Annotated in this window: 12 protein-coding genes; 8 read left to right on the top strand and 4 right to left on the bottom strand. The window is 38.0% G+C overall.

Annotated features, from left to right (window positions below):
• Positions 1-614 precede the first annotated feature (614 nt).
• Positions 615-1,694 carry a coiled-coil domain-containing protein gene (locus AACU25_RS02805; protein ID WP_096573816.1) on the bottom strand — a complete coding sequence of 360 codons (1,080 nt, stop codon included), beginning with the start codon at positions 1,692-1,694 and terminating at the stop codon, positions 615-617.
• Between the two features lie 58 nt (positions 1,695-1,752).
• On the bottom strand, positions 1,753-2,736 hold the full coding sequence (locus tag AACU25_RS02800) for a coiled-coil domain-containing protein (protein ID WP_096573815.1): 984 nt from the start codon (positions 2,734-2,736) through the stop codon (positions 1,753-1,755).
• Positions 2,737-3,213: 477 nt separating this feature from the next.
• Here AACU25_RS02800 and AACU25_RS02795 point away from each other — a divergent pair, with 477 nt between their 5' ends.
• The 5 genes from AACU25_RS02795 to AACU25_RS02775 all read left to right on the top strand — a co-directional run bounded on the left by AACU25_RS02795 (position 3,214) and on the right by AACU25_RS02775 (position 9,028).
• A complete protein-coding gene (locus AACU25_RS02795; protein ID WP_045869073.1) occupies positions 3,214-3,966 on the top strand; it encodes a winged helix-turn-helix domain-containing protein in 753 nt (250 codons plus the stop codon).
• A gap of 53 nt (positions 3,967-4,019) precedes the next feature.
• Positions 4,020-5,351, top strand: a complete 1,332-nt coding sequence (locus AACU25_RS02790) for a sensor histidine kinase (RefSeq protein ID WP_096573814.1) — start codon at positions 4,020-4,022, stop codon at positions 5,349-5,351.
• 30 nt (positions 5,352-5,381) lie between these two features.
• Entirely contained in the window at positions 5,382-6,050 is a 669-nt protein-coding gene (phoU, locus tag AACU25_RS02785) for a phosphate signaling complex protein PhoU (protein ID WP_096573813.1), read from the top strand.
• Positions 6,051-6,734: 684 nt separating this feature from the next.
• Positions 6,735-7,325, top strand: a complete 591-nt coding sequence (locus AACU25_RS02780; RefSeq protein ID WP_422641095.1) for a Crp/Fnr family transcriptional regulator — start codon at positions 6,735-6,737, stop codon at positions 7,323-7,325.
• Between the two features lie 128 nt (positions 7,326-7,453).
• Complete coding sequence (locus tag AACU25_RS02775) at positions 7,454-9,028, top strand: iron uptake porin (protein ID WP_096573811.1); 1,575 nt, start codon at positions 7,454-7,456, stop codon at positions 9,026-9,028.
• A gap of 239 nt (positions 9,029-9,267) precedes the next feature.
• Here the strand turns inward: AACU25_RS02775 and AACU25_RS02770 are convergent, their stop codons facing one another.
• Positions 9,268-9,528 (bottom strand): hypothetical protein, encoded by a 261-nt coding sequence (locus AACU25_RS02770; RefSeq protein ID WP_096583445.1) that lies wholly within the window; start codon positions 9,526-9,528, stop codon positions 9,268-9,270.
• A 251-nt stretch (positions 9,529-9,779) separates the two neighbouring features.
• Between AACU25_RS02770 and AACU25_RS02765 the strand changes: the two genes are divergently transcribed.
• On the top strand, positions 9,780-10,385 hold the full coding sequence (locus AACU25_RS02765) for a DUF3318 domain-containing protein (RefSeq protein WP_096573810.1): 606 nt from the start codon (positions 9,780-9,782) through the stop codon (positions 10,383-10,385).
• A gap of 73 nt (positions 10,386-10,458) precedes the next feature.
• On the opposite strand, the gene AACU25_RS02760 is transcribed toward AACU25_RS02765, so the two are convergent.
• Positions 10,459-11,712 (bottom strand): glycosyltransferase, encoded by a 1,254-nt coding sequence (locus AACU25_RS02760; protein WP_096573809.1) that lies wholly within the window; start codon positions 11,710-11,712, stop codon positions 10,459-10,461.
• Between the two features lie 289 nt (positions 11,713-12,001).
• Here AACU25_RS02760 and AACU25_RS02755 point away from each other — a divergent pair, with 289 nt between their 5' ends.
• Positions 12,002-13,873 carry an ArnT family glycosyltransferase gene (locus AACU25_RS02755; RefSeq protein WP_321206892.1) on the top strand — a complete coding sequence of 624 codons (1,872 nt, stop codon included), beginning with the start codon at positions 12,002-12,004 and terminating at the stop codon, positions 13,871-13,873.
• An 84-nt stretch (positions 13,874-13,957) separates the two neighbouring features.
• Positions 13,958-15,094: a 7,8-didemethyl-8-hydroxy-5-deazariboflavin synthase subunit CofH gene (gene cofH, locus AACU25_RS02750; RefSeq protein WP_096573807.1), complete on the top strand. Its 1,137-nt coding sequence runs from the start codon at positions 13,958-13,960 to the stop codon at positions 15,092-15,094.
• Positions 15,095-15,194: the final 100 nt, after the last annotated feature.

The following is a 15,194-nucleotide window of genomic DNA, read 5'->3' as shown; positions in this document are numbered from 1 at the left end:
TTATAGAGACGTAAAAATAGTAACGTCTCTATTTTTTTATCTTGTAATACCATTTTGAAAAAATAACGCGACAGATGAGTAGGGGCACGGCACCTGTAAGATATTTGATATGCCAAAAGATTGCAGATGCCGTGCCCTTACAAAGAATTTATCTGTCGAAAACATTATTTGAATTTGTATAAGATTTAAATTTTTAGGAAGATAAATAAATCTCCTGCGAAGATATACAAAATCTGGCCTCTAAGATTATCTGAACTAGATTGGAATATAAAGTATTTGCATATTTTCCGTAAATCCGGCTGCACATAATGTAAATTTAAAATATAGATAATTAATGTCTAGCAAGGTTTATCCTTATGTACAATCAAGAAGAAAATTCCAAGCAAGAATCAAGCAAAAAAAATAAGTCTAATGAAACCAGCAGCCGGAAACAACCTCTAAATAAAGGTATCCCCAAAAAAAGAGAACATTAATTTTGCATGAAACAAGTAGAAATTTATAATTACACAATGTTATAGAGACGTAAATTGAATTACGCCTCTAAATTAGTTATCAGGGTATAATCACTTTGCAGTCAGGAATTAAATTCTTAATTCTCAAGATCCAAAGTAATCTTATTTATTTTTTACCTGACTTTTCGCCTGTTCTAAAGCTATTTCTTTAATTGCTTGATAGGAATTAACATTGGCAGTTCCTTCAATAGCTTTCACTGCTAAATCTTGCACTTGTTTAAGCGCAGATTCTAGTTGTTTAGTCAAGTTTTGTAGGCGTGTATCTTGATTACTAATAGTCTGTTCTAGAGATTGCAATCTCTGTTCATAAAAACGCTTCTGTCCCTCTACTTCCTTACTGTATAAATCTGACTTAATTTTAGCTTGGTAATAGGCAATACCTTTACCTTCTTCTGTAGCTTTTTTAATCGCAGCTTCCTTATCTTTAGGGAAGGCTTCTACTCTAACTTTTAACTCCTCAAACTGCTTTTCTCGTTCTGCGATCGCTTTTTCTTTTTCACTCCATTGTTTTTCTGTTTCTTGCTGAAATTCATCTAGCTGTTGGTTTAATTCTTTTTGCTGCTGCTCATATTCATCTTTTTGCAATTTTCGCTGAAGTTCTAAACTATATTTGTATTCAGATTCATCCCGTTGTCGAGTTTTTTTGAGATTTTCATCTCGTTCTTTAATTAATCTGTTACTGTCATCCTGTTCTTTTAACCAAGCTTTTCTCTGCTCATCTATTTCCTGTAATAAGACTTCTTTGCGTTCTGTAAACTCTTCTTGATAAGTCTTAGAATTATCCTCATAACTGGTGATCAAATTATCTAAGATATCTTCCGAAATTTCTAAATTATGTAATTGCTTAAGTTCTGCTACTTCTTTTTCTACAGCTTCTCTAATTTCTGCCAATTTTGAAGCTTGCGTAGTTAGCTGTTCTGATAATTCATTCGCCGCACTACCAAAGCCTAACTGGATTTTAGCTAGGCTTTCAATTGTATAATTCATTCTTTGCTGAACAGTAGTTGGCACATTCATAGCAGGTTTTGGCTCCACTTTTGGCTTTTCTTTAGTTACAGCTTGTGCTTCTTTTAAAGTTTGGGTAAGTTGTGATTTAACTGCTGCTGTCTCTTTGGCTAATTCTTCATAAGCTTGGAGAATTTCAGCTTTAGTATTTTTATCTGTTGGTTTTTTAGCTACCACAACAAACCTCCATCGAATCCAAAGATAATTTTCATGGCTAACAACCGAAGATTAGTGACTATTTACTATTGGAACTATCAAAAGCTCTCATTGCCAAATCTTGCGCTTGTTTTAATGCAGTTTGTAATTGAGCCGAAATTCCTTCTATTTGCTCAGTTTGTTTCTTAATAGTCTCTTCTAAAGATTGGATTTTTAATTCGTAACTCTGTTTGCTAGATTCCCAATCTTTTTCAAATAAATCGGCTTCCACTTTAGCTTTTTGGCTAGTTTCTTTAATGGCTTCTTCTCTAGCTTTCTTAACTGCTTCTTCCAACTCATTAGGAAATGCTACAACTTTTTGCTGATATTCTGTAAACAAAGCTTGACGTTCAGTCAGAATTTTTTCCCTTTCGGCCCAATTTTTATCTTTCTGCTGAGTAGTTTCTTGAATTTCTCGTTCTAGTTTGCGCTTCTTATCTTCATAAGCATCAGTAGTCAGTTTTCTGTTTGTTTCCAACTTATACTGATATTCTTCTGTCTCTGATGCACGTTGTTTAGCTACTAAATCAGTATATACTTGTACTGCTTCTTCATATTCAGCTTGGTCTTTCTGCCACTCTTTACGTCTAATTGTAATTTCTTTTTCTAGTGCTTCTCTTTTACTAGAAATTTCTTGTTCAAGAACTCTTAATTTCTCTTGATGTTCTTGGGTTAAAATATCTAAAGCATCAGCAACAATTCTAATTTGCTGTAAGTCTTTTAACTGCTGAGTGGCAATTTCTATAGCTCTATTTAATTCATCTAATTTGGAATTTTCTTGCGCTAATTTTTCTGATAATGCAGTAACAATACTGCCAAACTCCAATTGTAAATCTGCTAAACCTTTAACAATACTATCAACAGTATATGTAGAAGCAGTTACCAGAATTTCTTGGTTTTTTACCTTTTCAGCTTCTTCTTGTTTCGTAGCTATTTTTAAATCTAATTGTTTCCTTTCAGCGAGGATTTGCTGAAATGCTTGCACTATTTGTTGTTTGCTGTCTTTGACTGCAACTGTAGTCATTCTCCAACTCCTTAAACAAGCAATAATTTTTGTGTAGCAAGCCATACCCTGACTTACTCTATGCAGACATCAGAGTAGCCTAAAAATTAGGGTTTTTCACCCAGTGTAAATGCTGAAACAAGAATCAAAAGACACTTACAACTACCGGAGATCATCTGTAATTAGTGCCTTTATGATCTCAAGGTAAAATTTGGGGGTTTATAGTATATTTGTACTAAAAATAATAGTACTTAAAAAAAGCTGCTATTGTCAAGAAGTAAATGCAGGTATACAAAAATTTCAAGATATCAAGTTACTGCAAACACTCTTGCCAGCTTGTAGCCGCAGTGCTTTATAATATGTTAGTTTCTGTGATTTATGTTACGTTTTACAAACTAGGGCGCAATGTCTAGGGTGTAAATTCACGGAAACTTAATAATTAATTGATTCAATCATCATCTTGATAGCTGCACAGACACAAAAATTTTGTGATATCTAATGTACACTAGCGAATCTACCAAGTTTCCTGCCAAAGCGGATATAGGGCAAACAAGCCGCATTCTAGTAGTAGAAGATGAAGAATTAATCCGAGAAATGCTGTTGGTAGCACTTGAGGGTGAAGGCTATGAGGTCGTAACTGCTACTGATGGGCGATCGGCTGTGGAATATATCAAGAATTTTGAACCAAATTCTGGGGAACTCTCCTTTGATTTGGTAATTTTAGATTTGATGCTGCCCCAAATCAACGGATTAGATATTTGCCGCTTGCTACGTCATCAAGGTAACCCAGTGCCAATTTTGATGCTGAGTGCCAAAGGTAGTGAAACTGACCGCGTATTGGGTTTAGAAGTGGGAGCAGATGACTATCTGACCAAACCCTTTAGTATGCGGGAATTAGTGGCTCGTTGTCGCGCTTTACTTCGTCGTCAACGCTTCAGTACTTTGCCGCAAATACCGATACTTAAGTACAAGGATGTGAGTTTAAATCCGCAAGAGTGTCGCGTACTGGTTCGTGGTCAAGAGGTGAGCCTATCACCAAAAGAGTTTCGTCTCCTAGAACTGTTTATGAGCTATGCTCGTCGGGTATGGTCGCGTGAACAGTTGCTAGATCAGGTTTGGGGGCCAGATTTTGTAGGCGATAGTAAGACTGTAGATGTCCACATTCGATGGTTACGGGAAAAATTAGAATTAGATCCCAGTCGTCCTGAATACATTGTGACTGTCAGAGGTTTTGGCTATAGATTTGGATAATTGCTCACGATAGTTGTTAGTTTTTAGTTGTGATCAAGCAACTAATGACTTAAATGTTTTTATTGGGATTTTCTCTGGGTTTAGCGGTAGGGATTGGATTTTGGATTTGGCAACAGGTTCAACTGAACCGCTATTTAGAGCGAGTAGTTAAACCTTTCAATTCTCCTTATTCCAAAGTAGAGCTGCCTTTAATTCCTCGCTTACGCCAGGAAATTACAATGGTGAAGGAGGAACGGCAAGATTTACAGCAATCCCTAGAAACTTATCAAGAATTGCTGGATTTTGCACCATTGGGATATTTGCAGGTAGATGAAGAAAATCAACTACTGTGGTGCAATCAACAGGCTAGAGAAATATTATATTTGGAGCGTTGGCAACCAGGACAAATACGTTTGTTACTTGAGTTAGTACGTTCTTATGAACTCGATCGCCTGATTGAGCAAACTCGCGATTGCCAGCAACCAAGGGTAAAAGAGTGGGTGTTTCACCCCCCTTGTGAGAACCCAGCCGCAATGTTAGAAATAAAGTCTCTGGCTATACGGGCATCGAGCTTTCCCTTACCTAAGGGACAAGTGGGAGTATTTCTAGAAAATCGCCAACCTCTGCTGGATATGAATCAAGTAAGAGATCGTTCTTTTTCTGATTTAGCTCACGAACTCAGAACACCCCTGACTTCGATTCGTCTGGTTGTGGAAACTTTACAAAATCGTTTAGAACCACCTTTAGATCGTTGGATTACCCGCTTGATGCAAGAAGTTGATCGGTTGATTAACTTGGTACAAGGTTGGCTAGAGCTGACTCAAATGGAAACAGATCCCAGTATTCAATTGCAGCCGGAAGCTGTAGAAGTGCGATCGCTCATTACATCTGTTTGGGAAACTTTAGAACCATTAGCACAAAAGCAGCATCTTCATCTTAAATACTCCGGAGCAGAGAACCTCTGGATTAAAGCAGATCGCTCGCGCATATACCAAGTTTTTCTCAACTTGCTAGATAACAGCATCAAATACAGTCCGCCTTGCACAACGATTGAAGTTCAAGCCGAAATCCTCTCTGCTAAAGATAGTCCCACCAAAAATTCTTCTTCTACAGCCTTAGCAATCAATATCATAGATTGCGGCGTTGGTTTTGCAGAAGTAGATTTACCCCATGTTTTTGAGCGTTTTTATCGGGGAGATCAATCACGAGCTCGCGATCCCATCCAAGAAAGTAATTCTAAAACAGCGATCGTTGGTAGTGGTTTGGGTTTAGCGATCGTGCGACAAATTATCCTCGCGCACGGTGGTTCAATCAAAGCCATGAATCATCCAGACACAGGAGGTGCGTGGATACAACTACACTTCCCAGCGATGATGGCAAATACGGCAAGCCAAGACTATAGTTAAAAAAATATCTTCACGTTTGAAAATACAAGTGTGAAAGCTATCGTTTATCCTCCCAATCCCGATCCAACCCAGCTAGCACGCGCTATTAGGCGCTTAGAGCGTGATGTATTACGCATGGGTGCTTTAGTGGAACAATCGTTTCGTCTGAGCCACCAGGCGTTATTTGCGCGCAATTTAACAGCAGCAGAGGAACTTCCTCAATTAGATAAAAAAATTGATCGCTTTTATAGACAAATAGAGTCAGATTGTACAGCAATCATGACATTGCAAGCACCGACGGCACAGGATTTGCGCCACTTGAGTGCTTTTATGCAGCTAGTGCGAGATTTAGAGCGGATTGGGGATTATGCTGAAGATCTAGCTGACATTGCCATTAAACTTTTTCCTTATCCGCCTCATGCTTCTCTACCAGAAATTGCAGTCATGTCTCACCATGCTCAAGCTATGTTAGCCACTAGCTTGGTAGCTTTAGCCGATTTAGATGAAGCAGGTGGAAGAAGTATCCAGCATTTAGATGATGCTGTTGATAATGCCTATGAACGCCTCTATAACACTTTAGCCTTCCAAAAGGATGTTCCTGGTGTAGTCGAACCTATAGTCCTTTTAGCTCTAGCAATTCGCTGTCTAGAACGCATGGCAGATCATGCCACTAACATTGGTCAACGAGTAGCATACATTGTTACGGGTCAACGTTATTAATCAAAACTACAAAATCATCACATTAGGGATTGGTTCTTCTCCTTGCTTACCAATCCCTAATTTTTTTGATGCAGCCTAGAATTTATAGGTTGAGGGGCTAATAAATCATCAAAATTAGCTAGCTAACATATATTTCACTAAAAGCTTACCTATTCTTAAACTTGTAACCTTAGAGTTAAGCAAAGATAGTAGTGAATAGTTACATAAATAACTCAGTATTACTTTTATTGCCATCTATAAAACTGTTATAAAACAGCAACTATAAAAACTCAAGCTCAACCTTCATACATTCAAAATATGTATAAATTTTGATCTATTATCAATATTGCTGCATCAACTGCAAGTGTTAATTTTTAGTTCCCTCTACAATAAATCTATTTACTTTTATCTATCTTCTGAATTTGCTAACCAAATAGATTACTTGCGTAATGTATGAATTTCGCTAACCAAAAAACAGTAGTATTAAAGTTGTTATGCTTTAAAAATATATCAATAAAAATCAATACCTAATAATTGTTTTTAATCATGAAACCTTAATTTTATTAGCAAATTCTCATTTATATAAACATTTTTGAACAACTGATGATTCCAATTACTCAACAATTAAACTATTGCTTGTTTACTAACTATCATAAGCAATTTTACTGTAGCGAAACCACCTTCTGAATGTATACTAAAAGTTCTGTGCCACACTCTATTATTACATCCAATAATTCTACTATAAATGAACAGTTACCCCAAAGGCTATTTGCTCGGCGGCAGGTAATTCCACCACGTAATGAGGTGCTGTGGCGCATAGAGCGTGGGGCAGTTCGGACTTTAACTTGGAGTGAAGACGGAACATTTATTACTCTGGGTTATTGGGGACCAGGTGATATAGTTGGTTATCCTTTATCTAAAGTTAAACCTTATCAAATAGAATCTTTAACTAGTGTTGAAGTAAGTGTGGTACCACCGCATATTTGGTACCAAGATATCGATGCGTTACTATCACATATTCAACAAGCAGAAGAGTTATTAAGCATAGTGCATCGTAAACCAATGTCACTGCGCTTGTGGCAATTTTTAGTATGGCTAAGTGAAAAATTTGGTTGTGATGTAGAACAAGGTAAACTGCTTGATATTAATGTGACTCATCAAGAGATTGCAGAAGTTCTAAATACAACAAGAGTAACTGTAACACGACTTCTACAGCAATTTGAAGAAGAAGGAAAGCTTTTGCGCTCTAAACGCCAAATAATTCTGCGATTCACTAATCAATTTATGAGAGAATAAGGTAAAATAATTCTGCTTGGTTAGATAAAATCAATGCTGAATTAATTAAGTAAATTCCCTAATAGTAAAAATTTTAGGGAGCTTTACTAGGAGCTAATTAGTTTTTAGGTGTGAGTGCAAGTAAAATGATGACAAAAGCATTCTGGGGTCTTTTAAAGATTAGCCCATTAGTGATGGCGGCTACATTTGTGGCTGCTAACAGTGCCTTGGCTGCAGAAGTTAATGAACCTGTAAATGGTGTTGCTCAACTGTCCCAAGATTCTATGGGTCAAGTTACATCAGTTTCACAGTTTTCTGATGTACAACCTACAGATTGGGCATTCCAAGCTTTACAATCCTTAGTTGAGCGCTATGGCTGTATAGCAGGTTATCCTAACGGCACTTATCGCGGTAACCGTGCTTTGACTCGTTATGAATTCGCCGCAGGTTTGAATGCTTGTTTGGATCGGGTGAATGAGTTGATTGCTACAGCTACTGCTGACTTGGTAAATAAACAAGACTTAGCTACATTACAGCGCTTACAAGAAGAATTTTCTGCAGAATTAGCTACCTTACGTGGTCGTGTAGATTCTTTAGAAGCCCGTACTGCTGAACTAGAAGCTAATCAATTTTCCACAACAACCAAGCTGGTTGGAGAAGCAATTTTCAGCGTTTCTCAGCCTTTTGGTGATACCAGAGTAGGCGGTGCTAATTTAAATTCTAATACTGCCTTTTCTGACCGAGTAAGGTTGAATTTATACAGCAGCTTTACAGGTAAAGACCAGTTGCAAATCCGGTTGCAAGGTCGCAACACTGTATCTAATCAGACTGTCACTGGTACTAACATGACTCGGTTAGGCTATGACGGCAATGAAAACAACAGCGTTGCTATTGATAAAATTAACTATGCATTTAATCTCACGGATGCAGTACGGCTAAAAGTCGATGCTTCTGGTGGTGAGTTGAATGAGAACGTTAATAATTTCAACCCTGATTTTGCTAGTTCTGGGAAAGGTGCTTTATCCCGCTATGGACGTTTCAGTCCTATTTATCGCCAAGCTGGTGATGGTGCTGGTATAACTGTTAACGTTAATCCTAAAGGCCCATTAACATTGAGTGCTGCTTACTTCGCTCAAGGCACTAATGCTAGCAATCCAGCTGATGGTAGTGGCTTATTTAATGGCAGTAATACCTTCTTTGGGCAGATAGCTTTCAAACCAAGCAAAGCGTTGAACATTGGATTTAGCTATGCCCGCACTTATCAATCAGCCCCCAACCTGTTTCAAGCTACAGGTAGTGCTTTTGCTAATAATCCTTTCGCTGGTGCGCGGACTGAAGCTAACCATTATGGTATACAAGCTACCTTCCAACCCAGTCCTAAGTTGGCTTTGAGTGGTTGGGGTGGTTATACCACTGCAGATGCTGTAACTGGTGCTAACAGAAGTGCAGATATTTGGTATTGGGCAGCTGCTTTGGGTGTGAGAGATTTTGGTGCTAAAGGTAACGTGTTGGGTGTGATTTTCGGTCAACCACCGAAAGTAACTGGTGGCAACAATATTGCTTCAGAATCTGGCACCTCTTATCATCTAGAGGGTCTATACAAGTTGAATGTATCTGACAATATTCAAGTTACCCCTGGTTTGTTGGTGATCTTTAATCCCGAAAACAACGACAATAACAACACCATTTACGTAGGTACTCTACGTACTACTTTCTCATTCTAAGATTGCCAATCTATTAGCAGTAAACTTTTGGGTGGGAATTTTTCCTACCCAATCAGAGAAGGAAAAACATTGTAGTCAAAATAAACACCTCTGCGGCTTAGTGCTAAAACTGCCATTAACCTAATCCGCATCAAAATTATCCCGCCTTGAGGCGGGTTTTTATTTACTAGACAATTTGCTAATTACTCATTGATTTGCAGATGATTTCTAGACGAATTCCAAAATCCAAAATTATTTGACTATATAGGATTAATATCTTTTTGATTAGACAAATCAGTTGGTGGGCGATCGCTACTCCAAGCCCACCACGCATTACCACAATGACAATTGTAAAATTCCTGCCATTTGCGGCGATGGTCTTCTGTCATCACAGGCGATCGCCGATTCAACCAAACTTGTAATGCTTCTCGGCTACTAGACTTGCAGTTTGGACAGCAAAACTGATAAGCGTGAATTGCGTTATTCGTCCATTCAGGCGGGGTGGGGGAAAAAGCTTCCATGTAGTTAAAATTTAATTTTTCATGGTTATTCAAAATTTTCAGGTTTTGAACTTCTATGCCAACGGGTACCATAGAATCCCGCTACACTACACACTTACTTGATTGATGACTCTGATAACTGTGTTTCTTTGACAAATAACAATGTGCAGAGGGTCTCATTATGATTAACTATTACAAATCAAAGGTTAGCACGAAAAGTTAATTTTTTGCATAATTGAATACTATGCATATCATGGCTAATTATTAAATTTATGGAGCCAAATACCGAAATTCGTCGTTTATTAGATGTAATGCCTGCTTCTGCACGAATGCTGACCAAAATCGTCAGCAAACCCCAACAAGCGAAGGTAATTGATGCTTCCTTTCCACTCCCTTGGAATCAAGAACGGCCTATCAATATTAATTTTGACTTATGGTTTCGTCTGGGGAAGCCACAACGGGATTTGTTATTGTTGCAAACCGTTAGCTGGCTAACGGGAGTGAAGTGGTTCAAACCCAGTATTTATCAAGGTGTACTTGTCGCAGGGCTGGTAGGTGGATTAGTTGAATCAACACAATCTGATGTTGTAGGTGTAGCGATCGCAGTTGGCTTGAGTGCGATCGCAGGTTTTCGCATCTGGCGTACAAACCAATCTCCAGAGTTGGAGTTAGAGGCTGATGTAGCAGCAATTCGCATTGCTGGGCGGCGAGGTTACTCAGAATCCGAAGCTGCAGAACATTTGTTATCTGCAATTGAAACAGTCGCCAAAATTGAGGGGCGTTCTGGCTTAAGTTTTAACGAATTGATTCGTTGTCAAAACTTACGGGCGATCGCAGGTTTATCACCTGTGGGTTTACCAAAAAGTTATATACAGTAAGCTGTTACGCATTTAAACTGCATATTGTTTCTTGAAAGCGATCAACATTCCAATATTACCCATGCCCAATGCCCTATTTCACATCAGTGACTCGCCAGCTAAGTTTCAAGTTAACCCAGAAGTTCCAAATGGTAGCGACTGCGATCGCAATTAAGTTGGCGATGTAGCGGTTAGGCAGGATGAAGTTAAATACTAGATTTAAAATCAATACATTTAACACTAGTCCAGCCAAACAAATTACATTAAATTTTAAAAAGCGCTTCAACCGTTGTCGCCATTCCTGCTGTTGCATAGAAACATCAGCGAATGTCCAAGCATCATTCCACAAGAAGTTATTGAAAATGGCAATTTCTCCAGCAATGATTTTACTGCGAGTTAGGGGTAAGGCTAAGGTTGTAGGGTCACTGAGCAAATAAAGTACTGCCATATCCACAAAAACCCCACTTAATCCTACCAATCCAAAGCGGAGAAATCGACCAATTGGGAAACCCATGTTTTGACTAAACTTGCTCACTGTTCCTAAATGTCCTGTGGATAGGCGCAACTTGAGCAGGTGGTGTAAGTAATCGACATATTGCTTCCATGTCACCTTGCTTTCGCCTTCTTTGCGTTCGCAAAATACATAGCCTACTTCAGCAATTGCACCAACTCTTCCTCGCCCAATTACCTCTAAAAGAATTTTATATCCTACGGGGTTAAGTATTGCTCCTGCGATCGCATTTCGACGCACCATAAAATAACCACTCATGGGGTCGGAAACTCTGCCCAGTACACTTGGTAAGATAATCAATCCTAAAACTTGAGCGCCACGAGACAAGAAACGCCGGACAATACTCCAACTACTAACACCGCCTCCTTCTATATGACGGCTAGCTAGTGCTAAATCTGCTCCTTGCTCAATTTCAGTAACTAATTGCGTCAATACCTCTGGTGGGTGTTGTAAATCCCCGTCAATTACCCCTAGTATATTTCCTCTTGCTGCCTGCCAACCACGAATTACTGCTGAAGATAATCCTCTTTCCTGTTGTCGTCGCATGACGCGCAACTGTGGGTACTCTTCCATGAGAGATTGTGCTACTTCCCAAGTACGATCTGGGCTATCGTCATCTACCACAATCAGTTCATAGCGTCCGGAAATGCACTCATCTAGTACTTGACTCAAGATTTTGACAACATTTTTGATATTGTCACGCTCTTTATAAGTGGGAATTACTAAAGAAAGAAAAATCGCTTCGCCATCTGTATCTGCATTATTAGAAGGTGATTCAGAGATTTGTAGTTTACCAGTTGGTACTGATAATAATGGATAATTTTGGCTTTGAGACATGAGAGCAAAATCCAGTTAGTGCAAGAGAATATTAAAAACAGAGCATTTTGGCATTAATTCAATTTTATTCCTCATCTATAACACTGGGAATATTAATTCACCATCTTTTCTCAAAAAAGTTGTATTCTTTAACTAATTTAGGTAAATATCCCCAACTTTCAGGTTATAACAAATGTTAGTTTTATAAAAAATAAATTATGATGATATGCTTTTCATTCTGCCTATAGTCTTTTGGCTAATTGTTTTTAATATCTCTCTCAAACATCATGGAATTTGGCGTAAATCATTTATGTCAACTTCTATTATTTGGGGAGTTGTAATCACCATCATTAGTGAAGTTTTAAGCCAGTTTCATTTACTTAACTTCTTAGGTCTTGTAACTGTATGGTCATCATTAAACATTTTGTTATTAATTTATCAATATCTATCATCAATTAAAACTGCAAAATATATAAGACCAAATATTGAAACTTATGTTGAAGTGAAAAAATATCTTAAAATATCGTCTTTTAGTAAAATATTATTGTCTGGTATATTTTGTATTATCTTTACTGTTGGTTTAATTGCTATTATTGCGCCCCCAAATAATTGGGATTCAATGGATTATCACATGACTCGTGTTGTGCATTGGATACAAAATAATAGTTTTGAGCATTATCCCACAAGTTACACACCACAACTATATCAGAACCCTTGGTCAGAGTTTGTTATTCTGCATTTTCAAATTTTAAGTGGTACTGATTACTGTGCTAACTTAGTTCAATGGTTTAGTATGCTTGGTTGCACAATAGGAGTCTCATTAATTGCACAACAACTCAGCGCAGACTTAAGAGGTCAGATTTTTGCTGCTGTGATTAGTGCCACAATTCCTATGGGAATATTACAAGCCTCAAGTACTCAAAATGATTATGTCTTGTCATTTTGGTTAGTCTGTCTTGCTTATTATGTTCTGCATTCGATACAAGAGAGAGCAAGAACTAGCTGGACTAATTTATGCCTAATTGGAAGTAGTGTAGGATTAGCAATTTTAACTAAAGGAACGGCTTACTTTTACGTACTGCCATTTTTAATTTGGCTAGGTATATCTGAAATAAAATATTTGCGTTTTAAAGTATGGCAGTCTGGGCTAGTAGTAGGTAGTCTGGCTTTATGTTTAAACTTTCCTCATTATTTGCGTAATTACAATTTATTTGGCTCGCCATTAGGAGAACCTGGTACCTATAAAAATGAAATATTTGGTATTAATGTATTATTTTCTAACATATTAAGAAATTTGGCTTTGCATATAGGAACACCTATTGGTTTATGGAATGGTATAGCAAATAAATTAATTCAAATCATACATATATTTCTCGGGGTAGATGTTAACGATCCACGCATAACTTTTTCTAAAACATTTTTTGTTCCGGGAGGTTGGTCAACTCTAGGTTTTCCTGGAAACGAAAACAGTGCTGGTAATTTATTACATTTATGCATAATATTATTTTGTATAGTTATTTATATAGTTACTAAAAAATATAAAAAGAGTGATTATATATTCAGTTATCTACTAAGCGTAGTTAGTACATTTCTGTTATTTTGCTATTTAGTCAAATGGCAAGCATGGAATAGCCGTTTGCATCTACCATTTTTTGTATTATTAGCTCCGTTTGTGGGTGTGATATTATCCCAAATCAAAAAGCAAAAAATGGCGTTATTTTTAGTAAGCATTCTATTAATATCATCATTCCCCTGGGTATTTTTTAATAAATATAGACCTATAATTGATAGCCATAATATTTTTCAGACTAACCGAATTGAGCAATATTTCAGCAATAGACCTTATCTTCAAGAACCTTATGTTGGAGCAGTTAATTTCTTACAGTCAAAAGGCTGCTCAAATATTGGTTTGTCATTAGGTAACGATCCGTGGGAATATCCTTACTGGGAAATTTGGCAGGATACGAAGAAACAAACAGTAAAAATGCAACATATAAATGTTACTAATATTTCTGCTCAACTCAGTAACCAATCTCCCTATAAAGATTTTATACCTTGTGCAATTATGACTATGGAAACAAAAAGAAGCAAACAAGAAAAATCTCAAGAGATGATTGTCAAAGACACAACTTATATTCGAGTAGGTGATTTTCCTCCAGTCGGTGTTTTTCTCCCCAAGTAGGAGTATGGAAATAATTTAATCGTAAGTATTAAGATTTTACTGACAAAATTAATAGAGAAGTTTCCTAATACTTTCGAGATTAATGTGGTAATAACTACTTTTGAAGCTATTCTCAACCGTGCCTTAAGCGGAGATGATATATCTCCTGCAGAGGGAGTGGTATTGTTAAAACAAACAGATCCCGAAGCGATCGCAGCTATTCACAACACAGCCGATCAACTCCGCCGTCTACAAGCGGGTGATACAGTCACTTACGTAATTAACCGCAATATTAACTTTACTAACATCTGCGAGCAGCACTGTAGTTTTTGTGCATTCCGGCGGGATGATGGTGATGATGGTGCTTACTGGTTAGATTGGACACAAATTTTGGAAAAAGCTACAGATGGTGTGCGGCGGGGTGCAACGGAAATCTGTATGCAGGGAGGGTTAAACCCACAAGCCAAAATTAACGGTCAATCTCTGCTTTATTATCTCAAGTTAGTAGAAACCATCAAGCAGGAATTTCCCCATGTACATTTGCACGCTTTCTCGCCTCAAGAAGTGCAATTTATCGCTAGAGTTGATGGGCTAAATTATGCTGATGTGATTGCGGCTGTGCGGGATGCTGGTGTAGGCTCAATGCCAGGAACTGCGGCTGAGGTGCTAGATGATGAAGTACGCCGAGTACTTTGTCCAGAAAAGATTGATACAGCTACTTGGCTAGAAATTGTGAGTACAGCACATCAATTAGGCTTACACACTACAAGCACGATGCTTTCTGGACATATTGAAAGCGCAGAACAGCAAATAGGACACTTAGTAAAATTGCGATCGCTGCAAAAAACTGCGATTGATAACGGCTATCCTGCCAAAATCACAGAGTTTATTTTATTACCTTTTGTTGGGCAAGAAGCACCCAAGCCTTTACGTCGCCGTGTAGGACGCGATCAACCAATTTTACAGGATGCGTTGTTACTGGGTGCAGTGGCACGAATTTTCTTAGGAAATTGGATACCCAACCATCAACCTAGTTGGGTAAAACTGGGTTTACCTGGTGCAATGTCAGCCTTAGTTGCTGGTTGCAACGATATCGGCGGTACATTGATGGAAGAACACATTACCACAATGGCAGGTGCTGTGGGTGGTACCTGTATGGAAGTAGAAACATTACAAAAAGCGATCGCTTCTTTAGGACGACCTTTTCAACAAAGAGATACTCTTTATCAGCCAGTATGCTGAATTTATGAGCAAAATTTTAGAGTTCAGAGTTCATCCTTCCGCCTTGCTCATGATCCCCAAGATACCAATCCAAGATAGTATTGACGTTGATTTATGAGTT

This window comes from Tolypothrix tenuis PCC 7101, from assembly GCF_963874875.1.
GTDB lineage: Bacteria > Cyanobacteriota > Cyanobacteriia > Cyanobacteriales > Nostocaceae > Aulosira > Aulosira tenue.
This window is presented reverse-complemented; position numbering and strand designations above follow the sequence as displayed.